Annotated in this window: 26 protein-coding genes; 6 read left to right on the forward strand and 20 right to left on the reverse strand. The window is 42.4% G+C overall.

The features are described 5' to 3' along the window. Nucleotides 1-173: 173 nt before the first annotated feature. Nucleotides 174-1,157: a GMP reductase gene (gene guaC, locus CZ434_RS06180; protein ID WP_077622319.1), complete on the forward strand. Its 984-nt coding sequence runs from the start codon at nt 174-176 to the stop codon at nt 1,155-1,157. Between the two features lie 55 nt (nt 1,158-1,212). Here the strand turns inward: guaC and hpaB are convergent, their stop codons facing one another. Continuing rightward, nucleotides 1,213-2,649, reverse strand: a complete 1,437-nt coding sequence (gene hpaB / locus CZ434_RS06185) for a 4-hydroxyphenylacetate 3-monooxygenase, oxygenase component (RefSeq protein ID WP_077622320.1) — start codon at nt 2,647-2,649, stop codon at nt 1,213-1,215. A gap of 368 nt (nt 2,650-3,017) precedes the next feature. On the opposite strand from hpaB, the gene CZ434_RS06190 reads away from it, so the two are divergent. After that, on the forward strand, nt 3,018-3,773 hold the full coding sequence (locus CZ434_RS06190; protein ID WP_077622321.1) for a SurA N-terminal domain-containing protein: 756 nt from the start codon (nt 3,018-3,020) through the stop codon (nt 3,771-3,773). A 52-nt stretch (nt 3,774-3,825) separates the two neighbouring features. Here the strand turns inward: CZ434_RS06190 and yidC are convergent, their stop codons facing one another. The 3 genes from yidC to CZ434_RS06205 all read right to left on the reverse strand — a co-directional run bounded on the left by yidC (nt 3,826) and on the right by CZ434_RS06205 (nt 5,672). Next, nucleotides 3,826-4,620, reverse strand: a complete 795-nt coding sequence (yidC, locus tag CZ434_RS06195; RefSeq protein ID WP_245830927.1) for a membrane protein insertase YidC — start codon at nt 4,618-4,620, stop codon at nt 3,826-3,828. A 25-nt stretch (nt 4,621-4,645) separates the two neighbouring features. Continuing rightward, the gene (locus CZ434_RS06200) at nt 4,646-4,936 is read right to left on the reverse strand and encodes a hypothetical protein (RefSeq protein WP_077622323.1); all 291 of its coding nucleotides are present in this window, start codon (nt 4,934-4,936) and stop codon (nt 4,646-4,648) included. A 223-nt stretch (nt 4,937-5,159) separates the two neighbouring features. Then, the gene (locus CZ434_RS06205; RefSeq protein WP_077622324.1) at nt 5,160-5,672 is read right to left on the reverse strand and encodes a GNAT family N-acetyltransferase; all 513 of its coding nucleotides are present in this window, start codon (nt 5,670-5,672) and stop codon (nt 5,160-5,162) included. Nucleotides 5,673-5,926: 254 nt separating this feature from the next. Here CZ434_RS06205 and CZ434_RS06210 point away from each other — a divergent pair, with 254 nt between their 5' ends. Then, on the forward strand, nt 5,927-6,508 hold the full coding sequence (locus CZ434_RS06210; protein WP_077622325.1) for a cell wall hydrolase: 582 nt from the start codon (nt 5,927-5,929) through the stop codon (nt 6,506-6,508). 188 nt (nt 6,509-6,696) lie between these two features. Beyond that, a complete protein-coding gene (locus tag CZ434_RS06215; RefSeq protein ID WP_077622326.1) occupies nt 6,697-6,885 on the forward strand; it encodes a hypothetical protein in 189 nt (62 codons plus the stop codon). Nucleotides 6,886-7,026: 141 nt separating this feature from the next. Here CZ434_RS06215 and CZ434_RS06220 read toward each other — a convergent pair whose 3' ends face one another. Continuing rightward, nucleotides 7,027-7,215 (reverse strand): hypothetical protein, encoded by a 189-nt coding sequence (locus CZ434_RS06220; RefSeq protein ID WP_077622327.1) that lies wholly within the window; start codon nt 7,213-7,215, stop codon nt 7,027-7,029. Nucleotides 7,216-7,302: 87 nt separating this feature from the next. Beyond that, nucleotides 7,303-8,487: a formate-dependent phosphoribosylglycinamide formyltransferase gene (purT, locus tag CZ434_RS06225; RefSeq protein WP_077622328.1), complete on the reverse strand. Its 1,185-nt coding sequence runs from the start codon at nt 8,485-8,487 to the stop codon at nt 7,303-7,305. 298 nt (nt 8,488-8,785) lie between these two features. On the opposite strand from purT, the gene CZ434_RS06230 reads away from it, so the two are divergent. Beyond that, nucleotides 8,786-10,252: a NarK family nitrate/nitrite MFS transporter gene (locus CZ434_RS06230; protein WP_077622329.1), complete on the forward strand. Its 1,467-nt coding sequence runs from the start codon at nt 8,786-8,788 to the stop codon at nt 10,250-10,252. A gap of 130 nt (nt 10,253-10,382) precedes the next feature. Here CZ434_RS06230 and CZ434_RS06235 read toward each other — a convergent pair whose 3' ends face one another. The 13 genes from CZ434_RS06235 to CZ434_RS06295 form a co-directional block, all read right to left on the reverse strand. Next, entirely contained in the window at nt 10,383-11,543 is a 1,161-nt protein-coding gene (locus CZ434_RS06235; RefSeq protein ID WP_077622330.1) for an endo-1,4-beta-xylanase, read from the reverse strand. Nucleotides 11,544-11,855: 312 nt separating this feature from the next. Beyond that, complete coding sequence (locus CZ434_RS06240) at nt 11,856-14,435, reverse strand: ABC transporter permease (protein WP_077622331.1); 2,580 nt, start codon at nt 14,433-14,435, stop codon at nt 11,856-11,858. Further along, nucleotides 14,432-15,115 carry an ABC transporter ATP-binding protein gene (locus tag CZ434_RS06245; protein WP_077622332.1) on the reverse strand — a complete coding sequence of 228 codons (684 nt, stop codon included), beginning with the start codon at nt 15,113-15,115 and terminating at the stop codon, nt 14,432-14,434. Before CZ434_RS06245 ends, CZ434_RS06240 begins: the two co-directional genes overlap by 4 nt. A gap of 97 nt (nt 15,116-15,212) precedes the next feature. Continuing rightward, a complete protein-coding gene (locus CZ434_RS06250; RefSeq protein WP_077622333.1) occupies nt 15,213-16,217 on the reverse strand; it encodes a sensor histidine kinase in 1,005 nt (334 codons plus the stop codon). 1 nt (nt 16,218) lies between these two features. After that, entirely contained in the window at nt 16,219-16,902 is a 684-nt protein-coding gene (locus tag CZ434_RS06255) for a response regulator transcription factor (RefSeq protein ID WP_077622334.1), read from the reverse strand. Between the two features lie 121 nt (nt 16,903-17,023). Then, entirely contained in the window at nt 17,024-17,629 is a 606-nt protein-coding gene (locus tag CZ434_RS06260) for a YesL family protein (protein WP_077622335.1), read from the reverse strand. Between the two features lie 85 nt (nt 17,630-17,714). Further along, on the reverse strand, nt 17,715-18,551 hold the full coding sequence (locus CZ434_RS06265; protein WP_077622336.1) for a carbohydrate ABC transporter permease: 837 nt from the start codon (nt 18,549-18,551) through the stop codon (nt 17,715-17,717). 15 nt (nt 18,552-18,566) lie between these two features. Next, nucleotides 18,567-19,526 carry a carbohydrate ABC transporter permease gene (locus CZ434_RS06270; protein ID WP_179107189.1) on the reverse strand — a complete coding sequence of 320 codons (960 nt, stop codon included), beginning with the start codon at nt 19,524-19,526 and terminating at the stop codon, nt 18,567-18,569. Nucleotides 19,527-19,635: 109 nt separating this feature from the next. After that, nucleotides 19,636-20,910, reverse strand: a complete 1,275-nt coding sequence (locus CZ434_RS06275; RefSeq protein WP_077622337.1) for an ABC transporter substrate-binding protein — start codon at nt 20,908-20,910, stop codon at nt 19,636-19,638. A gap of 246 nt (nt 20,911-21,156) precedes the next feature. Further along, nucleotides 21,157-23,211: a glycoside hydrolase family 65 gene (locus CZ434_RS06280; RefSeq protein ID WP_077622338.1), complete on the reverse strand. Its 2,055-nt coding sequence runs from the start codon at nt 23,209-23,211 to the stop codon at nt 21,157-21,159. Between the two features lie 132 nt (nt 23,212-23,343). Beyond that, complete coding sequence (locus CZ434_RS06285; RefSeq protein ID WP_077622339.1) at nt 23,344-23,829, reverse strand: hypothetical protein; 486 nt, start codon at nt 23,827-23,829, stop codon at nt 23,344-23,346. A 104-nt stretch (nt 23,830-23,933) separates the two neighbouring features. Further along, nucleotides 23,934-24,467 (reverse strand): GNAT family N-acetyltransferase, encoded by a 534-nt coding sequence (locus tag CZ434_RS06290; protein WP_077622340.1) that lies wholly within the window; start codon nt 24,465-24,467, stop codon nt 23,934-23,936. A 175-nt stretch (nt 24,468-24,642) separates the two neighbouring features. Next, nucleotides 24,643-25,212, reverse strand: coding sequence for a GNAT family N-acetyltransferase (locus tag CZ434_RS06295; RefSeq protein WP_077622341.1), 570 nt, complete (start codon nt 25,210-25,212; stop codon nt 24,643-24,645). 595 nt (nt 25,213-25,807) lie between these two features. On the opposite strand from CZ434_RS06295, the gene CZ434_RS06300 reads away from it, so the two are divergent. Then, a complete protein-coding gene (locus tag CZ434_RS06300) occupies nt 25,808-26,107 on the forward strand; it encodes a hypothetical protein (protein ID WP_077622342.1) in 300 nt (99 codons plus the stop codon). Between the two features lie 219 nt (nt 26,108-26,326). Here the strand turns inward: CZ434_RS06300 and CZ434_RS06310 are convergent, their stop codons facing one another. Then, nucleotides 26,327-26,590 carry a GlsB/YeaQ/YmgE family stress response membrane protein gene (locus CZ434_RS06310; protein WP_077622344.1) on the reverse strand — a complete coding sequence of 88 codons (264 nt, stop codon included), beginning with the start codon at nt 26,588-26,590 and terminating at the stop codon, nt 26,327-26,329. Between the last annotated feature and the right edge of the window lie 11 nt (nt 26,591-26,601).

Consider the following 26,601-nt stretch of genomic DNA (forward strand, 5'->3'; position numbering starts at 1 on the left):
AAATGATTCGCCATCCGCTCTCTTAATTCCTTTCTTGCAGTAATGAAAGTTCAGGATTCTTTCCTATTCTAAAAAAAATACTTTGACTTACTAACCAAAGTAAGGTATATTACCAAATGTACGAACAATTCCAATTAACTATTTTATAATATTCGTGTTTAGGGGTGTACAACATGGAAAACGTGTTTGATTATGAAGATATTCAATTAATTCCAGCGAAATGTGTAGTGAACAGCCGTTCTGAATGTGATACCACTGTAAGTTTAGGCGGGCGTTCTTTTAAATTGCCTGTAGTACCTGCGAATATGCAGACAATAATAGATGAAAAAATAGCGACGCACTTGGCGGAAAATGGTTACTTTTACGTTATGCATCGTTTTGAACCGGAAAAAAGAATTGACTTTATCAAAGACATGAATAACCGCGGTCTTTATGCTTCAATCAGTGTCGGAGTGAAAGAAGAAGAATATGGCTTTGTCGAGCAATTAGCAGAACAAGGACTTGTACCGGAATACATCACTATCGACATCGCGCACGGCCATTCAAATGCAGTCATCGAAATGATCCAGCATATCAAAAGAAACCTGCCAGAAAGCTTTGTCATCGCCGGCAATGTAGGTACTCCTGAAGCGGTTCGCGAGCTTGAGAATGCCGGAGCGGATGCTACAAAAGTAGGGATTGGGCCCGGAAAAGTATGTATCACCAAGGTAAAAACAGGCTTTGGTACAGGCGGCTGGCAATTGGCTGCGCTCCGTTGGTGCTCCAAGGCAGCAAGTAAGCCAATCATCGCCGATGGCGGTATCCGCACCCACGGGGATGTTGCTAAATCGATCCGCTTCGGAGCTACAATGGTAATGATCGGTTCATTATTCGCAGGCCATGAAGAATCTCCCGGCGAGACAGTTGAAAGAGACGGAAAGTTATTTAAAGAATATTTCGGATCTGCTTCTGAGTTCCAAAAAGGCGAAAAAAAGAATGTCGAAGGTAAAAAGATGTTCGTTGAATACAAAGGACACCTTCAAGATACCCTGAACGAAATGGAACAGGATCTACAGTCCTCTATTTCATACGCAGGCGGCAGCAAGCTGGAAGCTATCCGGAACGTGGACTATGTGGTCGTTAAAAATTCCATTTTCAACGGAGACAAGGTTTACTAAACAAGAAGAAGGTGAACGGGGAATACCCCGCTCACCTTCTTTTTTTTGGTCAGAATTATTTCCTGTCCAGAAACTGCTTGGCAAAAGATACATGCCCGCTTTTTGGGTAGGAATGATAGATTATTTGGGAAAGCCTGACCGGATCTCCGAAGAAGAATTGCTCATAGAGTGTTTGTCTGGAGCCGAAAGCACTCATGCATAAGTCAAAAGCCAAGTTGAAGATTCCAACCCGCTCCCTTCCGCCGACTTCAAATGCTTGTAGGTAGTGCTCTAACTTTTCCCCGATTTCTGCTTGGAACTGGGTTTGTTCGGGAAGAGTAACCATCCCGCTCGCTCCAAGTAATTGGATAATCTCTATGAATCTCGGATATATTTCCTGAAACATGTTCACCGCCACATAAAGCGGTGTACGCTCTGGCACCATCACCCCTTGCTGATCTGCCGCTGCTTCTAATTCCGACTGGGTCAGCAGGGCTTTGGCACACTCCAGTCCCTTGATAATTTCCGCAACTTTGCTCTGCACATGCTGGTATTCCGAGATATTGATCGTCTCGACGATAAGTTGAGCCAACCCAAGGACGAATTCTGTTTTGACAACCTGTCTGGAAACGATTTGATGCAAAGTGAACGGGGCAAAATAGCTATTCACAAAAAATTTGTCCGCCGCTTCCTTGTTGTTGTAGAAAAAAACCCGGTCCCAAGGAACCAGAACATTATCAAAGACAATAACCGAATCCATTTCTTCAAATCTTCCACTTAAAGGAGAATCGTAAGCAGGACCATTCGCTGCAAACGATCTGCGGCATATAAATTTCAGCCCTTCGGTATTGCTTGGAATGGAAAATGCGTGCGCCTCCGCAGCATCGATAGGTCCCGGAGAAGAAAAGACAATCAATTCATCTGTTATGCCTCCTTGTGTGGCGAGCAGCTTTGCCCCTTTGACAATAATGCCATCCTTCGTCTCTTTCACAACACGCGCATTTGTAGAGTCCTCATCCAAAAAGGCTAGTGACGAACGATTTTTCTGTGGATTGACAAATGTATGTGTAAATGAAAAGTCCCGTTCCGCTGCATATTCATAAACCTTGAGAATGTTTTCAGGAAAGCAGTTCTTCTGATCTTTCAACAAATGCACAGAAGCAGCAAATGAGGATAATGCTGTATTCATATAGTCAGGACTTCTCCCCATCAATCCTGCCGAATGTCTGGCCCATAACTGTGTCGCCTTCCTGCGTTTAGCAAGGTCATTCCGTGTTTCGGGTATCAAAAACGACATTCCATATTCTTTTTGGAGTTTATTGTCTTTATGAACAAGGAATTCTTTCCACTTAATATCTTTCTGAAGATCATACAGCTCAGCCTTGCTTTTCATGATCCCCCGAAAAGCTGGGTGGTTTGAAATCAGTCCTTCCACTTTTTTGCCGTCGATCCAAATTTCAGACTTGAGCTGATTAATACGGTCTATATATTCGGCACCTGATATGACAGCCATACCGTCACCTCAATCCCATTTCCTTAAAGAATGGTACATTTTATGCCCAATTGGTCAGATTCGTGTTAACACACTTATCAGCAATGATTAAAATTGCTGCCCGGCCAGCCTCTATCAATAAATGGAGCATTTGCCTAAAGAATTTATATACAAGAGACGGTACCATTTTACTACTCAAGGATTTTTACACACTTTTTACATATTTCTTCTCGATGCGAAAAATAAATTCCCGAGAAGCCCGGACTGGCAGGGTTGAGAGAAAAAAATGTCCTTCCCATATATCGAAAGACGGTAAAGTGTGAAGTTTACAGCTAGTGAATAACGATGCTACAATGACGACCAACGCGAATACGAAAGGGGAATGTAAATTGAACAAAAAATGGTTATTGAGTGTATCCCTTGCAGCGGTTGTTGCGGTCACCACTGCATGCGGAAATGATAATGAAGAGGCTAAGCAGCAAGAGGAAGCTGCAGGAAATAAAACAGAACAGGCAGAAACCCCCGAACCTGATTTAGAAAATATCCCAAAGGTAGTAGCAGAAGTAAATGGAGAAGAAATCGGCAAAGAAGAATTTGTGTCGACTTACGAAGGGCAATACCAACAAATGGCTATGCAATCCCAAATGACAGGGGAAAGTGTAGACCAGGATCAGTTGAAGAAACAAACCGCGGAATCCTTGATCGGCCAGGAACTGCTTGTTCAAGAAGCAAACAATGCTGGCTATAAAGCTTCCGAAGATGACATCAATGAAACAATGGATGAATTGGCAGCAGAAAACGGACTCGAATCGAAGGAAGAGTTTTTGTCTGCTTTGGAAGAACAAGGAATGGATAAAGAAGAAGTCAATTCCCAGATTGAAATGCAAGTAAAGGTGGATAAACTTGTTGCCGAAAAATCGGGTAACATAGAGGCCACTGATGAAGAGATTGAAAAAACATACAACCAAATGGTCGCACAACAAGAGAAAATGACCCAACAAAATGGACAAGAGTCGGAAATTCCGCCTTTGGAGGAAGTTAAATCCGATGTCGAACAACAAATTATAAGCCAAAAAGAAATAGAAGAAACCCAAAAAATCGTGGAGGATTTGCGGGAACAGGCAGATGTCAAAATCAACCTGTAAATATTCTAGAAAACCAGTTCCTTTAAGGGGAACTGGTTTTTTGATTCATCATTCAATTGTTCGATGGCGCGGATTCTTCCAGCCGTTCCTTTGAATCATTCAAGTAAACATTGTGTGCAAAAAGCGTCTGCATAATCACGAACAGACCTCCTACCGACCAATATAAAGGAAGGGCGGCGGGCAAATTCAACGAAACGATCAGAATCATAGCCGGGGATATCAATCCCATCAGCTTGATCATCTGGTTCCCTTGCTGCTGGTCGACAGGCATGCTTTTCTGCTGTACTTTAAACTGAAGAAAATAAATGGCCCCGGCAATCAATGCAAGCGGGATGTTCGGCTCTCCCAAGTTAAACCACAAAAATGTATGAGTGGCAATTTCCGTCGAGCTCTTGATGGCATAGTAGAATCCCATCAAAACAGGCATCTGGATAAGCATTGGGAGACATCCCATCGATAATGGGTTTACGCCGTGCTTTCTGTAAAGCTCCATCATTTCCTTTTGCAATTCGGCCTGATCTTCCCGTTTTTCGCTCTTCTTCAATTCCTGCTGGATCCGATCCATTTCCGGTTTTATGACTGCCATTTTTTCTTTCATATGCTTTTGGTTTTTATACTGTTTTAGCATAAAAGGCATCAACAGGAGCCGGATTAACAACGTGACCAGGATAATGGCAATCCCATAACTGCCATCGAACAGATATGCAGCTGATTTGATCAAGTAGGTAAAAGGGGCGACGAAAACAAGATGCAAAAAACCGCCATCACCTGTATCGCTGCCAGAACATCCGCTTAACAGCAAAGTTGTAAAAATAAATATATTTGTAATGAAAAATAAACGTTTCAACATACTCCTCCTTATAATGTTAAATCTAAACGACAAGGAGGGTATGATGGTCGTCATTATCTGAATCAGGTGCATCCTTTCTCTTAATGCAAGTGGTTATACAACATATGATGGTATCGAACATGCAATCCTGGCTGACCTGCACACCACCGACAAGCGACCTTTCGCAGCCATTGCTTGTCCTCAACAAAGTATAACTGTTTGATGGTCCATCCATCATTTGTTTTGCAATATGAAGGGACAACGGCAGAAGTGCCGACATCAGACATATGTAGAACTGTAAATTCATCGGCAATTCAAAAAGTACTTCGAACACGCTGCTCCCCTCCCGAAATGTAATCTTATCTTTATTATATACGGTGACTGATTGGATTTGGTTTCACTTTTTTGACCATTAAAACAATATTATAACATATAATTCGCTTTGAACCCTCAGTCCACTTGATGGATGGTTTAATTGAACTTTCGGAGTAAGCAGGAAAAGCGCATCTGACAGCAGATACGCTTAAATAAATGATGCATAAATAAGTGATTGAATCTCATTTCAATTGCTTTCCGAAAATCACGAAAGGCCGCTGTTTACCTACCGGATAAAAAGGTTCCTTGACAACGGTCCAACCTGAAGATTCATACAAAGCCCTGGCAGCTGTATTATTTGTTTGCGTAGTTAATACAGACTTTTTATAAGGAACTTTTTCCAAGAGTTTTTCCATTAATAATCTGCCAAAGTGTTTATTTCTTTGCAATGGATGCACACCAAGTTCCACCAACTCAAAACAGTCTTCAAACCATACTTTCGAAGCTGAGTACGGTAGATCGCTTTCCATCAAATCTCTGTAATATTGCCCGGGCAATGAGTGGTATCCATATACATACCCGAGCAATTCTCTGTCATCTGAAAGCAATAGCAAACCCTTGAATCCCACGTAATCAGCATGTCTCACCAACCGTTCATTAATTAACCGGTCATTATAATTCCATATGTAATTATACAAGTCTGCTACTTGATTTATATGTCTGTCATTGTTTTGCAATTCGACCAACTGCACCATTTGTTCCCCCTACCTCTCTCTGGACAATGGTAATATTCATGTAATATTGTCAAAAAACATCCTTAATTTTCTATTGTTGGTTAAAGTTGAACGGTTTCTCCGGTAAGGGATATATTACCAGGAACCGCCCCTTCCCTGACAATCACTGGGGTTATATTGCTTGAATTTCAAATGTTATTTTTTGGTTAATGAATAACTATGTTACAATTGATAGCCTTTTTAGTAGACTTCACGTTTACTAGGAGGTTGAAGCAATGAAAAAACACCATTTATCATTCCTGGCAGCAGCGCTAATTGTCGGATACCTGGCCATACCGATCAGCGCCGATGCTTCCATTATAAATAATGAAGAAGACTCTTGGAATATTTCGACTTATTTCGCGGATTCTCCTTCCCGTACTGAGAAAGTACAAGTTCACAAACAAAGCTCGCTAAATCCGAGCAAGAAAAAAGACCTTCCCCCATCCATCTCGGCTGAGGAAAAGAATTTAATGGCAAGACTTGTCCATGCAGAAGCTGAAGGTGAATCATATAAAGGGAAAGTTGCCGTAGCGACAGTTGTTTTGAACCGCGTCGAGCATGAAGGTTTTCCTGATTCAATAAAGGAAGTTGTTTACCAAAGGACTGGAAAGGTTTATGCTTTCTCCCCTGTTCAAAATGGTTCAATCAATCAATTACCAGGTGAAGATTCCGTCAAAGCAGTCGAAGAAGCTCTCACAAATGGCGGTCAAAATAATGACTCCCTATATTTCTACAACCCGAAAACAGCAAAGAGCGAGTGGATTTTGACCCGTAAAGTAACCCACACAATCGGTAACCACCGATTTGCAGAATAATTTCAAAGACCTGACTCACCAAAAGAGTAACAGGTCTTTTTATGCTATAATTTATCTTTTTGCCCTAAGATCATTTCCTATATAGTAAAATGAAAACAATGAAAACCACGGAAATTAACTGCCTCTGTTTTAATAGAGGAGGGAAATACCATCATGTTATCGATTCTTACTACATAGGGGGGAACGGGATGACTTTAGCAGAATTCATGCCGATAATCATCATTTTCTTCGTATTGTTGCTTTGCTTTACTACGATTGCCTTGGTTACCATATTTATAGTCAAACAGCTAAAAAAACCGGAACAAAAACTTGAAAAAGACTTAGAAGAACGGGTAGCTGATTTGGAAGAAGAAGTGAGGAAATTGAAAAAAGAATAATTTCTTCATCATTTTTTTCTTCTTACCTTACATGGTCGAACTTAGCAATGAAGAAGAACTTCTTTGGTGACTCTGTGCCAAAAGACAGTGCAGATTTGAAAAAAGTGCCTGGTCCAAGATAGGACCAAACACTTTCCACTTTTATTTCATCGTCTTGTTAAACCGTTTCATGTTTTCGTCTTTTTTCAGTGATTTGACATGGAACGGATTTGCCGATGTTTCACCGGCATCAGAGCGAACTCCTATTTCTTTTCCGATGTTATCAGAAATAATCCCTTCTCTTTCACCGTCAAAGTGTTCATCCTGTCCTTCGTTAGTTTGGAAAACCATTTTAACACCTCCATGATTTTAGGATGCTTCATAATGAACGATAACATCCTTAGCTAATCGGAGTGCAAATAGCTTTTCACCCCAAATTCAGTGGACAAACTGCCTGCTGGACACTTTGATTCGAGATGCAGCTTGTTCGGCACGGTTACACGCCTCATCCACGTCCGTTCCCTGGCTCAAAACAACGGCCATCCTTCGGCCTAAGACCGTATTCGGTTTCCCGAATACCCGCATCTGTGTAGATGGCACTTCCAATGCCTGATCAATACCTGTTAATTGAAAATCTTCGCTTTCTATCGTTGATTTAACAGCATGGCTTGCTCCGGCAGATACAAGATCGATGTCGTCTACCGGGAGTCCGAGCACTGCTCTGACATGAAGCGCGAATTCAGATAACGTCTGCGTAGCCATGGTAACCATCCCAGTATCATGCGGACGGGGGGACACTTCACTGAAATACACCCCTGTTTCTGTGATAAACAGTTCAACACCAAATACACCATATCCTCCAAGAGCATCCGTAATCTTTCTCGAAATCTCTTCCGCTTCTTTTATTTGACCCTTGCTCAATGGATGAGGCTGCCATGACTGAATATAATCGCCGTCCTGCTGGATATGTCCGATCGGTGGACAAAAAACAGTTCCTGAAACAGAACGCACCGTAAGCAAAGTAATTTCAGATTCAAACCTGATGAATTCCTCGACGATAACTCTGTTGGTCTTCCCACGTCCGCTTTCTATCGCTTCATCCCAGGAAAATTCAATATCCGCTTCCGTCCGGCAAATTGTCTGCCCCTTGCCGGAAGAACTCATGATCGGCTTAATCACACAAGGAGTCCCGATAACCTTAACTGCTTGTTTTAATTCTTCCAAAGAATTCGCGAATTCGTATGATGCGGTCCGTATTCCCAATTGTTCGCTTGCAAGACGTCTGATCCCTTCTCTGTCCATGGTCAGTTGAGTGGCATATGCTGTAGGGATGACATTATATCCTTCCCTTTCCAGCTCAAGAAGGGCAGCTGTGTCAATAGCTTCGATTTCCGGCACTATCAAATCAGGCTGTTCTTCTTCAATAACTCCGCGCAGCTGCCCACGATCAAGCATGTCGATCACATGAAAACGATGGGCAACCTGCATTGCCGGCGCTCCTTGATAGCGATCAACAGCTACTGTTTCCACACCAAGTCTTTGGGCTTCAATGATAATTTCCTTTCCTAATTCCCCTGAACCTAACAGCAATAGTTTTTTTGCGTCATGTAGAATTCCAACCATTTTACCGCCTCCCGAATGTTTCTATTTAAAACTATTTTACCTTTAAAAATATCTAAAAATCAAGCATTTACCGTCAAATTACGAACTATTTTGCATTTATTTAATTTAATGTTCAACTTTCATCGTCATCAGCATTTGAAAGCGGATAAAAAATCATTCTGAATTTGTTAGGTAAGATTTCTTACAAGGTCTGTGACAAACCTACTTCTGCTTGATAATCTCATACTCATATTCTGGTTTCTGCAACGGAAAGACAAATACAAGTAAAAATCACCGAAAATCTCATAGGAGGATTTGCATGGAAAACAATGTGTATGAGGGTAATAAAAAAATATTAGGTTTCACGACTCTCGCTTTCTTTCTTACGTTCGTCGTCTGGTTTAACATGGCTCCTTTCATGTCCACATTACGGGATGTGTTCCAGTTAACCAACGATGAGATAGCTGTGTTGGCCGTAGCTAACGTGGCCCTCACTATACCCGCCCGAGTTCTCATCGGCATGCTTGTCGATAAGCTCGGACCTCGCAAGGTGTTTTCAGGGTTGTTGATCTTGCTAAGCATTCCTTGTTTTGCCTTCGCCTTATCGAATACATTCGTCCAGTTGATGATTTCCAGGATGTTCCTGGCTATTATCGGTGCCGGGTTCGTTGTCGGGATCCGTTTGGTCTCTGAGTGGTTCCCTGCCAGACAGGTCGGTCTGGCGGAAGGCATATACGGCGGCTGGGGCAACTTCGGCTCAGCGGCGGCTGCAATGACATTACCCACTCTTGCATTGATCTTCGGAGGGGAAAACGGCTGGCGCTACGCAGTGGGCCTGACTGGTTTAATCGTCCTTATTTATGGTTTTATTTTCATGCGAATAGTTAAAGACACACCAAACGGGGTGACTTTCGAAAAACCGAAAAGAAGTGGGGCACTGGAAATATGCAGCTATAAAGACATGGCCGGTCTAATCATAATGACCCTCCCTGTGTATGGCATCCTTGGTTTCTTGACATACAGACTTGATGCGGAGCTGCATTTCATCAGTCACAGTGTTGCCATACTTGTCTACATAGCATTGACAGCTTTATTTTTATACAATGTCTACAAAATTTGGACTGTCAACAAGGAGCGTTTAAGAAGAGGGGTTCCAGACAGCGAGAAGTTCGCTTTCAAGCAGGTCGTCATCCTCGAGTTTGCTTATTTTTGCACATTTGGTTCAGAGCTGGCTGTCGTATCCATATTGCCGCAGTTTTTCGAAGAAACATTTACACTAGGAGTAGCTCAGGCCGGCTTAATTGCTGGAAGCTTTGCCTTCATGAATTTAGTATCACGGCCGAGCGGAGGCTGGATGAGCGACAAGTATGGCCGGAAAAGGACCTTAATTGTATTGATGGCAGGGTTGGCGATCGGTTATATGCTGATGGCTCAAATCGGTTCAAGCTGGCCAATCTGGTGCGCGATCATCATGACGATGTGTTGCTCTTTCTTTGTACAAGCAGGCGAAGGGGCAGTATATGCAATGGTTCCCCATATCAACAAAAGAGCTACTGGTCAAATTTCCGGTATGGTCGGGGCCTATGGAAACATAGGTGCCACTGCATTTTTGACCATATTCAGTTTTGTCAGTCCCAGACTGTTTTTTGTAAGCATCGGACTTGCGGCAGTTGTTTGCTTCCTGTGCACGTTCTTCTTGAAGGAACCCGGCACAGAAACTGCCAAGGAAAAGTCAGTCAAACAAGGAAAAATTGCCTCTGTTAAATCATCTGGAGTTTCCTATTAAATCGATAAAATCTCTTACTAAATTAATACCCGCGGTGACAGATGACGAGTTTCCACACTTTTATTTCAGCTTTTGCAAACAACGGATAACGAAAAAGGCTGGCAGGGTTTCCTGCCAGCCTTACTTGTTACTAATCGGTTATTTTCCAGTAGCCCGGTTTTACATGGAAATCCGGGTCGAATACAAACGGTGCATCGATTGATCCTTCCCCACCATATTGCTCAGCACGATCATTCAGCCACGTATGGTCATCGGCAATCCCCCAAAAGGTGACACTGCTGATTTTATCATCGAGTTCTTCATAAAGTTCGAATAAAGCGTTGTAACGGTCACCTTGAGTCGCGAGAACACTTTCCGGAATATCCTCGTAATTTTTATACTCCCCGCTTGGCGGCCAGCCATACAGACTTACATCCAACTCGGTGATCTGGTTATCCAACCCAAGACTTGCGAACATGTTGATGGAGTCTTTCATTTCCTGAATAGAAGGCCATCCCAATTGGATGTGTGCCTGATGTCCGACACCATCGATCGGCACACCCTGCTCAAGCATGTCTTTAACAAGATCATACAAATAATCCCTCTTCGGCGCTACTTCGGTATTATAGTCATTGATATAGAGTTTGGCATCCTCACCGGCGAATTTTCTAGCCGTTTCAAACGCTGTCTTGATATAATCTGTTCCGGTTATCTGATACCATGGCGATTCACGCAATCCTCTATCGTTTGGAGCATACTCGTCTATCGCTTCGTTGACAACGTCCCATGCATCGACATCGTCTTTATACCTTTTGACGATCGTCTTAATATGCTTTTCCAAGCGTTTCAGTAACAAACGTTTGTTTTTTTCGCGCTGTTTCGGATCTGTTTCGTCCACCATTTTGTTTCCTTTCTTGTCGATAAAAAACCACTCTGGTACCTGGCTGTGCCAGACGAGGTTATGGAAACGCAACTCCATATTGTTCTCTCTCGCAAATTCGACTATTTTGTCAGCTTCTTCAAAATCAAATTTTCCTTCTTCAGGCTGTATTTCTATGGGCTTCATTACATTTTCCGCAACAATACTGCTGTAGTGATGTTTCAGTATTTCTCCATGGACACCCTCCAACTGGTAAGGTTCCACGGCCGCCCCCACCTCAAAAGAATTTTGATATCTTTCAGCAATCGGCGATACATCCAATGCATGAACTGGCTTTGTGGCCTCCTCGGCCTGAACAGCATTTGTTCCAAAAGGGACTAACAAAGAAAAAGCTAATCCTGCGATAATAGGTTTTCTTAGAACTTTCAGCATGTAAAAACTCCTTTTTTTCATTTTTTTCAAAGGGAAAATTCCGATAAAGCTCTATTAAACCTCCTTTTCCTTTTATATGTAAGCGATTACATTATATCAATTGCTCATTAATTTATCTAGTGGACAAACTATCTAATTTACAAAAACAGGAAAATAGTTTTAAACTACACTCCCCCTTTTTCCCTATGAAATAGAGGACAGGCAACAAAATTGGTTACTTGTTCCTATCGTTTCTGTTAAAAGAATCCCGAACACATTAAACAAGTTATATCAAAAAGACTAATCGCTATAGCCAGCGATTAGTCTTTTAATTTAGATATTCTCCTGTTTCAACCCTTCGATTATATTTTCTTTCTTTATTTTACTGATTGAATAGAGCATAGCCAAGCTGACAATTAAAAAGATGGCGACAACAACAGTAATGATACTGAACCATGGCACAGTAAAGCCGTATTCAAATGTGTTCTGCAGTGACCAATGGATCAACAACATAACAACAAAGCTGATCGGCAGTCCATACAACAATGCTTTGACACCATAAAAGGCACTTTCGTAATTGATCATCTTGTTGAAACCTTTCGGGGTCATTCCGACCGACTTCAGCATGGCGAATTCTCTTTTTCGCAGGGAAATACTAGTAGAGATAGTGTTAAAGATATTGGCTATTGATATTGCTGAAATCAGAGCAATGAACCCATACGTAAAGACAGAAATCAGCATGATTAATTGTTCACTCCGTTGCCTGTTCTGTTCGACATTAAACACATACATATCAGAAGATTTCGCTTCTTCCAGTGCCTCTTGAGTCGACATCGGATCAGAACTGTTCATGTATAAATAATTTTCGATCATATTGCCGCTTTCCTCGTCGACGATCTGATGAAATGTCTGTTCCGAAACAACGATATCCAGCCCTCCCAGTCCGGATGTGTTAATACCCATCGGAATCTGGTCTGTCAGTGCCGAAATCTCCACTTCACCGACTTTCTCCCCTTCTTGCCCCTCATAATCCATTGTGTGTAGATCGATGTTTCGACCTACATCTGTATTGATAGAATTTGTTTCAATAATTTTACCTGAATCATAATCCTGATAAGAGATTTGTTCAATAACAATTCCATTTGGTGTATCCCCGGCCTGAATTTCCTCCGGGTCGACTCCCACCTTTTCGGCATAATCACGAAAGCTTTGCTCATCCAGTCCATGTAAAGTCACATAGTAAGAATATTTACCATCTTGAAGAATACTCGGATCCTGTTCGACATTTTCTTTTAACTCAGGTGGTAATTCCGACTCATCAATCCATGAACTAAGTTGGGATTGTTCGATGATGGACGATTCTGTCACATGCTTAAGCGAGGTCAATGGTTCAAGTTCCTCTACACTGTCACCGCCCGCTACCTGAATGTCATAGTTTATGTCTTCCTGGGAAAGATCGGCTGATTTCGTTAAATTCTGGGTGAAGAAAGACACAGATAGAAACAACACAATACTTATCACCAATGATAAAACAGTAGCCTGGTATCTTCTCTTATTTCGTTTCAAGTTTTTCAGACCCAAATCAGCTTCCAAACCGAATAACTTGCGGACCAACTTTGATGTTTTGACTTTTTTTCGAGAAAGTTTTATATCTTTCGCCTGGCGGATTGCATCGATGGCAGAAACCTTTGAAGCCTTGCGTGCCGGTACATAAGTGGAAATGAAAATCGTCAACACCGAGATCAGACAAGCAGTCAAAATGGAACCTGGAGTGACAACCAAAACCAGTCTTTCCGTAACATTAAGAGCGGCTTGAAGGTATGAATTTATGAATAAAAATGTCACCCCTATCCCTGCAAGTCCCGCGATAATACCGATTGGAATGCTGATTGTCCCAATAATTGCTCCTTCGAAAAAGACGGAATTACGCTTTTGTTTTTTCGTGGCACCAACACTTGAGAGCATTCCTAAATGGCGGGACCGTTCAGAAACACTAATGGCAAATGCATTATAAATCAATCCGACAGAACCGATAATAATGACTGCCATGATTATGCCTGCTAAAGAAAACAAAGTACGCCTGACATTGTCGTTATCGCTCACACCGTAATATCGCAATAAATCGTTATGATAATCGATCGATTCAATACTTAGTTTCTCTGCCAGTTTCTCTGAATGGCTGTAGAGCGATCCATTTACCTTATCGAGCTTGACAAGGGCATCGACCGTATCATCATCTTTCATCAACCGTTGACTGACATAGCCAAGGACTGTATAGGCCGGTGACCATGCAGGTTCCCAAGTCGGCCTTTCGATTTTTCCGACTATAGTGAATGTTTCCGTTCTAGTGACTTCGAGTGTTTCCTTTTCATTGTTCTCGTCCGTTTGGAAAGGATCATTCTGACCTAACGGGCGTTCCATCCCGGGCAGCCATCTTTGGCCGATGTCCAAGGTGATTGTATCCCCCAGTTCGAACGTTTCTCCTGAATTGTCGGCAGCTTCTTCGGACAAGACGACTTCCGATTCTTTCTGCGGCAGCCTCCCTTCCTTCACATCAATGGGGAATTCCTCCAATCCCTGCTCATTGAACTGCCTCACATATAAATAGGGTCTGCTTTCATGTTCATAAGATGGCAGCTCCGCATAGCCGAGCTCTCTTGAGACGATCAACTCCTCTGTTGAAGAGTCATTTGCAATTGCTTCCACCTGCTCATCGTTTACATCTTCATATTGAACATGCCAACCACCCTCTTGTGCGATTGTCTGTCTTTTCAATAAATCCAGAAAAGAAACACCCAACGTTGAAACAGCTGTGATCATGGCAACGGAGATAATGACGCCGATCAGTGTTACCAAGGTCCGGCGTTTGTTTTGTTTTAAATGACGGACCGTTACTTTATTGATGATGTTCATGGATGGATCACCTCATCCTTGGATATCTTGCCATCCTCGATGGAAATGACCCGATCAGCTTGAAGTGCGATCCGCTCGTCATGCGTGATGACAATCAGTGTTTGGTTGTATGTTTTATTGAACATTTTCAATAAATCCATGATTTCCTCACTATTTTGGCTATCCAAGTTGCCGGTAGGTTCATCTGCCAGCATGATCGACGGATTGCTGATCAATGCTCTTCCGATGGATACACGCTGCTGTTGTCCACCTGACAATTGATTCGGCAAATGGGTCAACCGGTTATCCAATCCTAAGATGCGGACCACTTCATTGAATTGTTTCTGATCAACCTTGTGTTCATCTAAAAGCATCGGAAGTGTGATATTTTCTTCCACTGTCAAAATAGGGATCAAGTTATAAAATTGATAAATCAGTCCGATTTGCCTGCGCCTGAAAATGGCTAGTTGCGTTTCATCCAGATCATAAATATCCGTGTTATCAACGTACACTTTACCACTGGTTGGTCTGTCTACACCTCCCAGCAAATGCAGGAGTGTGGATTTACCAGATCCCGAGGGACCGATGATTGCCACAAATTCCCCTTTATTGATAGAAAGCGATACATCATCCAATGCCTTTACTGCCGTTTCACCTTTTCCGTAAATTTTAGACAGATGTTCCATTTTTAATATTTCCATGATTTCTAACCTCCGTGTTTGATGTTACCTCCACTATATCTGTCTAAAATGACTTTGAAGTGACTCCTATGTGACAATTCTGTCACCTTGCATCAGATCAAATCACCTGTTTATAAAACTTGATATGAAAAGTCGTCCCTTCTCCTGTATGACTGGTGACTTCGATGGAACCGTTTTGACTTTTGACAATACTGTAAGCCATAGCCAATCCAATGCCTACACTACCCTCTCCAGCGTTTTTGCCTTTGTAAAAGCGCTGGAAAATATACGGGATATCCTCTTTCGGAATACCTTTGCCATTGTCACGGATATAAATTTCCGTAAATATGGGATTTTCCGCATATGACAGCGTAAGCTTACCACCATTCCCTGTATGCTCCACACAATTTTTCAATATGTTGAGTACAGCCTCTGCAGTCCAGTTCAAATCACCTGTGAAGACAGCTGATTCTTCTCCTGTTATCTCGATTGTCTGTTCCTTTATATCGATCGGAATCAACATTGGGTCGATTGCCTTTTGAATGACATCTTTTACGTAAGTTCGCTCATTTTTAAACATAGCGGTGCCGGCGTCTATTTTTGACAACTTTAAAAGAGAAGACACCAGCCACTCTATCCGCTCCAGCTGCTTCCTGATGTTTTGGGTGAATTCCTTTCTCTTTGTCTCCGGCAGTTCATTGTCGCTTAACAGATCAGCCATTACTGTCATCGAAGTAAGTGGTGTCTTTAGCTGGTGGGATATGTCGGAAATGGCATTGGTCAACTTAACTTTGTCCTCATTCAGCATCGATCCTTGTTCTGATAGCATAATTGTCACTTTGTAAATATCATTTTTCAGAATGCTCAGTTCCCCTTCCAGATTGTTACGGACATCAAGGGAATAATCGCCATTGCTTATTTGTCTTAAATAGCTGGAGAGCTTCTCGATTTCCTTATAGCGCCATCGGGTGAAGAGAATACTGCAAATCACCAGGGAGGTTGCAGTCAAAAACACAAGGATTGCATGAAGATAAGAAAATACGACCGCCGCAATCACTGTTCCAAGGAGGGTGATAAAACACATGGCAAATAACAGCATACCGACTTCTCGATTCCGCAGCATGCTAATCACCTACTATGTATCCCATTCCGCGGACTGTTTTAATAATATTCGGTGCCTGAGGATTGTCTTCGAGCTTCTCCCGGAGTCGTTTGATATATACTGTCAGCGTATTATCATTGACAAAATCCCCGGCAACGTCCCAAATCCTGTCAAGCAGTTGGGCCCTAGTGAGTACTTGCCCTTTGTTATTGGCTAATATAAGGAATAACCGGTACTCTAACGCTGTCATGAGCACCTCTTCCCCGTTTTTATAAACCTTTCCTTCCATTGTATTGACTCTGATGCTGCCTATTTCAATGACAGAATTCGTTTGTGATTGCTTTTGGTACCGGCGAAGCACTGATTTGATCCTGGAGATAAGCTCGCGGATTCGAAAAGGTTTTGTTATGTAATCGTCAGCTCCCATATCAAGCCCCATTACAACATTGACCTCATCGTCAACAGCAGTGAGAAAAATAACCGGTATATCACGATGTTTTTTGACTGTTTGGCACAAATCGTAGCCACTGCCATCCGGCAGGGCTAAATCAAACAAGCACAAATCGATCGATTGTAATTGATCCTGCAAGACTTTGGCAGCAGATTCGGCATCATGACATAAAATTGTGGTGAATTGCTCCTGTTGCAATGAATAATCCAGTCCGGAAGCAATTGTTTTATCGTCTTCGACCAATAAAATCTTCAAAATAAATCATCCTTACCAAAATGATGTTTAGAAAAATAATAGCACAATCATCCAGATGGCGAAAACTGGATTCAAGAACTAAAGCACAAAAAAAACTGCCGATCACTCGACAGCCGAAGGATTAATTTTGCGGATCCATTCTATAAAATACGTAATTACAGATAAAGGTTTGTAGTAACGCGATAATAGTGAGTCCGAACAAAACGGAAATGGCAGGGAAATTCAGCAGCAGGACAGCACAAATACCCAACAGAAACAATTGCAGCAGTGTAATCGGTAAATAAGTGAAACCGAGCCGCAGACTCAAAATAAAATAATTCAGCCAAGATAGTTGATAATGGACAAGAACAGGGAAAAGGAACAGCCAGATAACTAAAATTAAAACAGAAAACAAAATGATGATTCCGTATAATGCCATCTTGGCAACAGGGTTTGTGATATATGCAAGTGAAACCCAGTTAAGGTACACCATCACACCAGCAATAACAATCAGCCATCCGGAAATATTGGCGTTCCGGAAATTTTCCTTATAAAACTTTTTATATAGTTCTTGAATTTCCCCCTCTTTGCCGCCATTTTTCAACCAATGACGTATAACCGCATATAAAGCTGCCGTCGCAGGGAAAATCCCGAACAGGAAAGCCCCTTTAACCACATAAAAAAACCAATGAAACTGAAGGATCAACATTTCCCATAACCAGTCCGCAAAAACTAAGACACGCTTCATCAAAACGACCCCTTTATCTTTTTTCTAAGAAAATTCCCGCTTACGACCAGCCAGTCTCAGCTGAGAGACCGGCTGATCGTATGCTTCAGCTTTTAACAGCCCCTTCAGTGATCCCGGCGATGAATTGTTTATTAAAGATCAAAAAGACGATCAAGATCGGGATGGTAGCCATGAAGGTACCGGCAAGCACCATCGGATAGTCGGTCGTATAAGCATCATTCAACGTTCTTAAAGCGATCTGAATGGTATGGGAACTTTTGTCCTTTAGTACGACCAGTGGCCACAAGAAGTCGTTCCAAGCATTCATGAATGTAACGATTCCGAGCGTAGCCAAACCCGGCTTGATTGCCGGCAGGATGATATTCCAGTAAATCCGGAAGTTACTGCAGCCGTCTATCTTTGCGGCTTCGATCAAGTCGTTCGGAATAGAGGAAGTGATATACTGCCTCATCCAGAACACACCGAAGGCATTAACCATTCCCGGCACTATAACCGCTTGAAGAGTATCCACCCAATCCAGCCAAGTGATGATCATAAAAGTAGGAATCAACCCTAACTGCGGAGGAATCATCATTGTCGCCAACAAGAAGATAAAGAAAAATTCTTTCCCTTTAAAGTCGATCTTCGAGAAGGCAAATCCGGCAAGCGAACAAAAGAACAGGACAGAGACCGTAATGGCCGTAGAAATGATGAATGAATTGAACAAGGAACCGAAAAAGTTGATTCTTTCAAATACTTTCATCGCATTTTCTACAAAATTGGAACCAGGTATAAGCGCCGGTGGAATTTTGCTAACTTCGGCGTTCGTATTGGAGCCAATTACAAACATCCAGTAAAAAGGAAAAACTGAGAGTATGGTACTTAACGACAAGAAAATATATAAACCTACCTTTGAAAACTTCTTTTCTCCAACTTCTTTCACCGTTTTCACCCTCCCTTAAGAAGAACTGATTTTTCTGGTAATCAACATATTGATAACTGAGAAAATGATAATAATGAAGAATAGCAGCCATGCAATCGCAGCGGCATAACCGAATGAGAATCTCGTAAACGCCTCTTCATATAAGTACAGGTTCATCGTCAAACCTTGGTTACTGGAACCTCGTCCGAACAACAAAGGCTCGGCAAAGATCTGCATTCCGCCGATTGTAGACAGGATAACCGTAAAAATGATGATAGGACGCATCATCGGTATCGTGATGAACAAAAATTGCTGTCGTTTGGATGCCCCATCGATAGTGGCAGCCTCATATAGATCTTTGGGAATACTCTGCAGGCCTGCCAAATAAATAATCGTATTATAACCGACCCAGCGCCACATGACCATCGCTGAAATGGCAACATGTGTACCTAAATAACTGCCCCCCCAATCGATGCCCTCAAGTCCAACAAGGGAAAGGAGATAGTTAAGGACACCGTATCTTGTTCCGAAAATTGCTGAAAATACGATCGCCACGGCGACAACCGAAGTTATGTTCGGCATAAAGATTCCTAAACGGAACATGCCTTTCCCCTTTAGAAAAGCCTGATTCAAAAGAAAGGCCAGAATCAAGGCCACTAACAATTGAGGCAATGTAGACATGATCCATATACTGAACGTATTTCCGACGGCTTTCCAAAACAATTGGTCGTTCGTGAACAGTGCTATATAGTTTTCAAACCCGATGAATTCTTTTGTGCCTAATATATCCCACCTGTGAAACGATAAATAGGCAGTGAATATAAGCGGAAACACTCCAAAAATACCAAACAGGATGAAAAATGGAGATATAAAAACGTAACCGGCAATACTGTCTTTGGCTTTGATGCCCATTTTCCGTCTTTTCTTCTTTGGATTTGGCTCCTTTTCCGGTTGTGATTGTTCGTCATTTCTCACTTTTAATGCTTCTGCACTCATTTGATAACCTCCTCTTCAACTCAAAGTCCATTTTATTAAGAAAAAAAGAAGCTGCCGGAAAATAAACAGCTTCTTCTTCCGTTTTCAAACTAGGTCTATATTGTTCCGGTTAACGTGATGTCTGTCGATCGATTTCCTTCATTGCCTCATCCCATGCTTTGTCAGGATCGACCCCGTTATCTGAAATAGATGCAAGCGCATCTCCCATGATTGTGTTGATGGTGCTTGTGTCAGGGGATCTGTAAACATACTCGACACGCTCTGCAGCTTCAGCGAACATGCTTCCCAAATCATCACGAGTGAAGAATTCGTCAGAGTAAGATTGTAATTCTTCGTCTTGATAGACTTCCGGAGTTGAAGGGAAGTTACCTTTTTCTTTAAAAATATCAAGCTGGTTTTCCGGTGACATCAACCAAGAGATGAAATCGTATGCTTCCTGTGGTTTGTCACTTTGTTTCGGCACTGACAACAATGACCCGCCCCAGTTCCCAGATGCTTCTGGAATTTGGGCTACGTTCCAAAGTCCGGAAGTGTCCGGTCCATTATCCTTGATTTGTTGAAGCATCCAAGGTGGAAGAAAAACTGTCGCTATATCGCCATTGGCAATTGCTGCGCCCCATTCTGTTTCTTCCCTTTCGATATTGGCTTGAATGTCAGTCGCTCCCACAGTGAGATCCCAAGCTTTCGCAATTTGCTCACTTTCTTCTATGATTAGTTCGCCATTTTCATCAAAGTACTGTTCAGTGGCTTGTTCTCTGATAACTGTAAACAAATCAGAGGACAGGTTGAACATATAGCTGCCTGTTGCCTCTTTTAATTGTCGTCCAGCTTCAATGTAGTCTTCCCAAGTAGCGAACGCAGCGTCAACTTCTTCAGGTTCAGTAGGAAGGCCGGCTTCTTCAAAAAGATCGGTACGATAGGCCATCGCCATCGGACCTACGTCTGTCGGCACTCCGAGAACAAACGAACCGTCGACAGAAGAAGCTTCTCTCCATCTCCATTCCAAATAGTCGTCTTTAATGTCTTCCGCACCATAATCATTCAGGTTGTAGAATTGGTCTTGGTTCTCCTTTAACCTTTCGATGAATGCGGATTCAATAACAGCTATATCAGGTGCCCCTGAACCGGCACCAAGAGCAGTAATCAAATTTTGGTGGTGATTGTTATAGTCTGCTTCCTGTACTTCAATTTTGACATTCGGATTTTCCTCCATATACTGTTCGATCTTGGAATCCAATCCCATACCGGGAAATGCCCACATGGTCAACGTAACGTCACCATCTCCCCCTCCACCGCTTTTCCCACTGGATTCATCTGAAGAACAAGCCATAAGTCCAAGCAAAACCATTAATCCAGCAACAAGCAAACCAATCTTTTTAACCACTACCATCGACCTCCCACTTTTATTTAATTTTTTCAGACTTATGTACTATGTCTTAAAGGACCAGGCTGGTATATTACTGCTTGGACAACATATGGATAATGCAGAATATGGCCTCGAAAACATAAAAACCAAGTCTGGTGTTAACGCTTTCATTTTTAGTTGATAGCGCTTTCATAGATTATACCAACGCCTATATTAGTATGTCTAGTGCCTAAACAAATATTTTTGAAATATTTTCCTATCATTTTACAAAAAGGTACGCAAACCTTCCCATTTTATCTTCCAGGGTCCATCCTCGGGAAATCCGGGATTCTCCCTCTCATCGGCATCCCGCCAGCCGCAGGCCATCATGGACACCGCTGCCAAAAGACCTCCATTCCCTGGCAAGTAGGCTGTAAGACTTGGATTCTGATAGTTATGGCCGTTTGCAAGATACCTGTTCTTAGTGACATCCATTAGCAGAAAATCAACGGCGAGTTTCGTTTCTCCGATCCTGGCAGCAGTCATTGCACACATCGGAAAGTCCCAACCCCAGGCTGATTCCCATTGCCATTCTGCCCACACTCGTTCCAGCGTGGTTTTCATAATACCGGAATCGACCAGATGCCCTGGGAGCATTCCCATCGCGGCCACCATCGAAGGATGATCGTGATTATATTTTTCAAAGGTATCAGGGCAGTTTTCATGCGCAAGGTAAATACCGTCAGCGTGGGCCGGCAGTGTCATTGAATCCAAAACTTCTCTCCATTTTGGGTTTGCTGGTTCGTTCAGACGCTCCATCCATTCAACCGCAACGTTTAATCCAAAGTTCCAGTATTCCAGTTCAAAAGCGGGATTCCGTACATTATCCGGACTGTGGCATTCTTGAGCCGGAATCAAAGGCGGACCAAGCACATAAGCTTGTTTTCCTTCATCCCATTCTGCGTAAGAAACCATGAAATCGGCTGTCTCCCTTACCACATCACGCCATTTCTTCAATGTTTCCGTAGTCGGTTGGGACTGATACGACAGTTCAGCAAAACTGAGCGGGTGCGGCTGCTGCCAGATAAGTACAGGAGCTATTTCAGACGGTGTTTGCTTTCCATCGGGACCTGTCATTTTTGGCCAGCGGGCCCCCTGATAGCCTTGAGATCCGGCCAGTTCCTTTGCAATAGACAGATGGTTTATATACCATTCCATACTGTCCTCAATAAGGTGTTCTCTACCCCAGAGAAAGAAATGGGCTGCATGCCACCAATGCATTTCCAAATGGAATTTGCCGAACCAGCTATTGTACATCAATCCTGTTTCCTGCGGGGGAAGGGAACCACTCCCATGCACAGCTGTTAAATATTGTGATAACACCACCCTTCTTTCCAACTCGTGAGCCCTCTGATCAGTACTTTCCGAAAAATCGATCACCCCTCCGCTCTTCCAGAAATCACTCCAGTATTGCCTGCTCTTCCGGCTCGTAACTTCGAAAGAATCGATAATCACTTCATTATGCGAGAAACCGATACTGAATCGAAGTGTTTCTTTCTTATGGTCAGGAAAAAGAATAAACTCGTGCATTCCTGCTTGTTCGATTCTTCCAGAGGTTGTATGCCAGCTCACCTCATACCAGTCCTCATCAAGCCGCCTTGTTATCAAAGCACGATGTTCACTTTCCTTCTTCAATATCGATGAATGTCCATCTTCATTGGACCAGTCAGGAAAAATCGCTTCTTCCCATTTGCGTGAATTCATGTCTCCGGACGGGAAGCGGAGAAGGACTTGCAGCTGGTCGGCCTTCATTAAATCTGAAGTTACGCTCACTGCAATCTGATTTCGTTCTGGATGGCAGACTGTCTGGACCGACACTCGGGATCCTTCAAGAATGAACTCACTATGTAAAATTCCTTCCCATAGATTTAGTGTTTGATAAACTTGCTCTAAATCAGCAAGGCCTGCCTCCCCACCATTTTCTTTGAACAGCCTGAAAGAAATTTGTCCCAGCTGGAGTCTATGCGGATTCTGCCTCAACCAATGGTATGCATCTTCCTTTCCTTGCGGATATAATGGATATTGAACCTGCCTTCCCTGGACAGAAAACGACTGCAATTCTAAATCGTTCTGTTCATATTTGCCGGAGTGACCGCTGTAATGCCATCCCCATTGGGACTGAGTGCCGAGCGGGACATCGTAATCCTTCGCAAACGTTTGAAGACCGGTGATATCGGCAGTAAATGAAAATTCTCCATTACCCACCGACAGTGGCGACAAGGGATCTGCTTTTGTCAAAGCCGGATGGTGTCTTGATACTACTTTCTTCCTATCAATCATTTTTCCCACCTCCTGTTGACGAAAAATCGGGAGTATTTTACTACAACCATACTATTCGAGATTCTCCAGTTTAATCCTGCTTTTAATTTCTTCACAAAATGAAAAAGCCAACCTGTAACAGCTGGCTTTCTATCATTGATCCGACTCCCGAAAAGCCTTTTCCGTTCCAACTAAACCTATTAATGTCGAATGCTCAGTGCCATCATCTGCCTGGCAGGAACTCAAATAAACAATCGGACCGCGCAGGGAAATATAATCACATTGAAAGGTTCCGACAGGGGTTTGCTGATATCCTTCATAATTATTTTCAAACGTGATTTGCTTCCCATCATAAGAAATGGAGTTCTTATGATGACTGCCGCCAGGTTCGAAGATGGATATGTCTACATTGGCTTTTTCTTCCGACTCGACCTTATCCAGCAGCTCCACCACTTTTTCCGCATGCTGAACCTCTAATGCGCCCTGAACGATTTGGTCAAAACTGCTTGCTTCATGTTCTACGATCACATCTCCGTTCTGTTCGGCGTCATCGATGGTATAGGTTTCCTTTGAACCTGCATCAGAACAGCCTGCAACAACCCATAGACCGACAACTATAAACCATATAACTCTTCTCATGGTTCCCCCCTCTTTTGTCTCACTTATCCATTAATACCCTTGTGGCTTACTTCTTTTCGAAGCATCCTTATTCCTTCTTTATCCATAAAAAGGATATTCTATCTCTAAGCATTGTATTCCATCAGCCAGCAGTCATGATATTCCCCCTCGTGATATTCATGCTCCGGCAGGATTTTGACTTTTTCGAATCCACACTTCTCGTAACAGTTGACAGCGCGTCGATTGGTTACACGAGGATCTAGAGTTATTTTTTGTGCATACTTTCGAGAGATAAGAAAATGAACCATCGTACCGACAAGTAATTGACCGATACCCTTGTCCCAGTAATCCGTTTCGCCGATAAATTGATCCATTCCATAAATAATTTCTTCATTCCCACAGCCATATTTTTTCCTAGTCGCCATGTCCAGCTGGTAAAATTGCACGTAGCCTATTTTCTCGCCGCCATATTCGATAATCCCTCTTGTTGTATCGTCCTTGCCTGAATAAAATTTCTCGTTCACCTTCGACAAATCATGAGGATTGTCCCTTCCTTCATAGAATGCAAGTAAAACGGGATTAGAAAGCCACTTCACCAATAGATCCCTGTCCTTCCTTGTCAACAGTCGGATAGTCAAGCCTCCATCTTGAATGAACATGCGGCAATCCTCCCTTTCATTACCTTCATCCTTTAAAGTTCTGTCCCACAATCTCAATAACCTGCAAAAAGGTTCATTTTCAATCACATCGATGGAGTCAACATGGCTGCACAAGTTTCTCTAATATGAAAAAAAACCCCGCCATACTGACGAGGTTTCTGATACTGCTTACCCTTTATATGCGGTCTGCCGGCATGCCGTTACTCTTGTTTAGAAACTCATTTTTAAGAATACTCATTCTTAAACGGTCTACAAACAACCCGTTTCTCAGTCTGTCTTGTCTTAAGATTCCTTCTTCTACATAACCCATCCTTCTATAAGAATTGATGGCCTTTTCATTGTCCACTTCCACCCTGAGCCAGACTTTGTTAAGTTGTAATTGATTGAAACCCCATTGAAGCATTTCTTTCATTGCAGATAATCCATAACCCTTACCCCAGTAACTCTTTTCCCCTATTGCCAGGCCCAGCTCAGCGTGCTTGTTCAATCGATCGATATTTTTCAAGTCAATCCAGCCGATATGTATTCCATTATCTGTGATAATAGCTTTTTGTTCATAGCCGTTTGTTTTGTCCATGCACATCTGAATCCACTTTTTGGTTTCGTTTCTGCTGAAAGGGGGATATTTATCAGGCATATTTAAATGCTTTGTAACTTCTCGATCAAGACACCATTGATAACGGTCTTCTACATCTTCAAGAGTCAATTCCCTCAGCATGACTTTCGGAAGCCGGGTTGCTGTCATTCACCGTTTCCCTCCTGCATTTTCGTATAAAATGGATGAATGCCCGAACGGCAATAATTATTCATTCTGTAATAGACTTACGTCCGGTTTCATCAAAGCTTCAAACTCATTCGTCCTTAAAGGAACCGAGTAAAAATATGTAATAATTATATTCTACTACAAATGTGTCTTCTGGCCTACTATTTACTGTAGACAATCCAGACGGGCAACAGTGGTTGACCTCCTGGGGAGCCGTGAATGTTCCTCTTTCCCTATCTTGGCTCAACGCTTCCCCGATAATTAAAACATTGGCCGATTCAACAATTGGGAGCTTGCTGGGTTCGGATTCTTACCGATATCTATCTTTTCTCCATTCACCTATGGATATTCTCTTGTCCTCAAATCTAACAAACTATATCTCTAAAACTAATGGAAAGAACTATAATATTTAAAAATGGATCATGTAACTGAATGAGCTGTTTTTAGATATTATTGTTCTTCTGCGTTAGAAATAAAACAATGGTATACAGACGGGCACCCCCGAGTACTATCTTAAAATGAGTCCAATTAACTTTGTGATTAGGTTTGGTCTTATAAAGACAAAGGAGTGTACTATTTGTTTTTACGTGAAATAAAAAATCTTCAAGTTGTCAGTCAGCTTTCATTGAAGCATGTGGAGGACCGCCTTTTCATCACAGCTGATTTCCCGAGCGATTTCCTGCAGGAAAACCAGCTTTACCAACCCTACTTATATGTAACGCTGTATGCGCGGGGAGGAGCATTGATCAAAATTATCGATGAAGAAACCATTCAATCTTATTCTCTCACCAAAAAAAATATTTCACGGAAGGTCTACCATCAAATTGTCGAATATGCTTTGTTACACTCCCCTCAATTCAGACACCTGTTTCGTTAGCATGTTTTTTATTTATTGTAATTTTCTCCAAACGACATCTGTAGTGCAGCAGCAGGGCAAGAGGAAGAAATGGTGAATGGCAGAATACAGCCGTGGAGGCTCCGCTGTATTCTATATTCGTTTGACTTGTTTCTGCTTCCCTATGCGCCGGTTTTGCGGGTTCTGCTTTTTCCTGAGATAACAACATAAATTTCTCCTATTTTCATACCCAGGAATTCATTAATCGTTCAAAACAAAATATTCTTTAATCGCTCCAATCACTGTCACGAATATGAACGCTCCGACCAGCACAGGTATAAGTGGAAAGCCGGCCAATTCAGGCCCCCAAGAACCAAGGAGGAAAGAACCAAACCATGTTCCCGCATAACCGGCAACCAATGCCCCGGCCCAACTGCCGGGCATATCATATGGAGAGATTGTGTCTGCAATTGTTCCTATCGCCCAGGCGATCGCAATGGTAAGCAGGAATAATAAAAGGTCCATTATACAAACCC

The organism is Sediminibacillus massiliensis (assembly GCF_900156915.1).
Taxonomy (GTDB): Bacteria; Bacillota; Bacilli; order Bacillales; family Amphibacillaceae; genus Sediminibacillus_A; species Sediminibacillus_A massiliensis.

Excerpts from the sequence above, each read along its gene's own strand:
- CZ434_RS06285 (WP_077622339.1), bottom strand. The coding sequence starts at position 23,829 with ATGAGAAGAGTTATATGGTTTATAGTTGTCGGTCTATGGGTTGTTGCA.
- CZ434_RS06210 (WP_077622325.1), top strand. The coding sequence starts at position 5,927 with ATGAAAAAACACCATTTATCATTCCTGGCAGCAGCGCTAATTGTCGGA.
- hpaB (WP_077622320.1), bottom strand. The coding sequence starts at position 2,649 with ATGGCTGTCATATCAGGTGCCGAATATATAGACCGTATTAATCAGCTC.
- CZ434_RS06295 (WP_077622341.1), bottom strand. The coding sequence starts at position 25,212 with ATGACAGCAACCCGGCTTCCGAAAGTCATGCTGAGGGAATTGACTCTT.
- CZ434_RS06290 (WP_077622340.1), bottom strand. The coding sequence starts at position 24,467 with ATGTTCATTCAAGATGGAGGCTTGACTATCCGACTGTTGACAAGGAAG.
- CZ434_RS06205 (WP_077622324.1), bottom strand. The coding sequence starts at position 5,672 with ATGGTGCAGTTGGTCGAATTGCAAAACAATGACAGACATATAAATCAA.
- CZ434_RS06260 (WP_077622335.1), bottom strand. The coding sequence starts at position 17,629 with ATGAAGCGTGTCTTAGTTTTTGCGGACTGGTTATGGGAAATGTTGATC.
- CZ434_RS06245 (WP_077622332.1), bottom strand. The coding sequence starts at position 15,115 with ATGGAAATATTAAAAATGGAACATCTGTCTAAAATTTACGGAAAAGGT.
- CZ434_RS06310 (WP_077622344.1), bottom strand. The coding sequence starts at position 26,590 with ATGGACCTTTTATTATTCCTGCTTACCATTGCGATCGCCTGGGCGATA.
- CZ434_RS06230 (WP_077622329.1), top strand. The coding sequence starts at position 8,786 with ATGGAAAACAATGTGTATGAGGGTAATAAAAAAATATTAGGTTTCACG.
- CZ434_RS06235 (WP_077622330.1), bottom strand. The coding sequence starts at position 11,543 with ATGCTGAAAGTTCTAAGAAAACCTATTATCGCAGGATTAGCTTTTTCT.
- CZ434_RS06270 (WP_179107189.1), bottom strand. The coding sequence starts at position 19,526 with ATGAGTGCAGAAGCATTAAAAGTGAGAAATGACGAACAATCACAACCG.
- CZ434_RS06220 (WP_077622327.1), bottom strand. The coding sequence starts at position 7,215 with ATGGTTTTCCAAACTAACGAAGGACAGGATGAACACTTTGACGGTGAA.
- CZ434_RS06250 (WP_077622333.1), bottom strand. The coding sequence starts at position 16,217 with ATGCTGCGGAATCGAGAAGTCGGTATGCTGTTATTTGCCATGTGTTTT.
- CZ434_RS06215 (WP_077622326.1), top strand. The coding sequence starts at position 6,697 with ATGACTTTAGCAGAATTCATGCCGATAATCATCATTTTCTTCGTATTG.
- guaC (WP_077622319.1), top strand. The coding sequence starts at position 174 with ATGGAAAACGTGTTTGATTATGAAGATATTCAATTAATTCCAGCGAAA.
- CZ434_RS06240 (WP_077622331.1), bottom strand. The coding sequence starts at position 14,435 with ATGAACATCATCAATAAAGTAACGGTCCGTCATTTAAAACAAAACAAA.
- CZ434_RS06280 (WP_077622338.1), bottom strand. The coding sequence starts at position 23,211 with ATGATTGATAGGAAGAAAGTAGTATCAAGACACCATCCGGCTTTGACA.
- purT (WP_077622328.1), bottom strand. The coding sequence starts at position 8,487 with ATGGTTGGAATTCTACATGACGCAAAAAAACTATTGCTGTTAGGTTCA.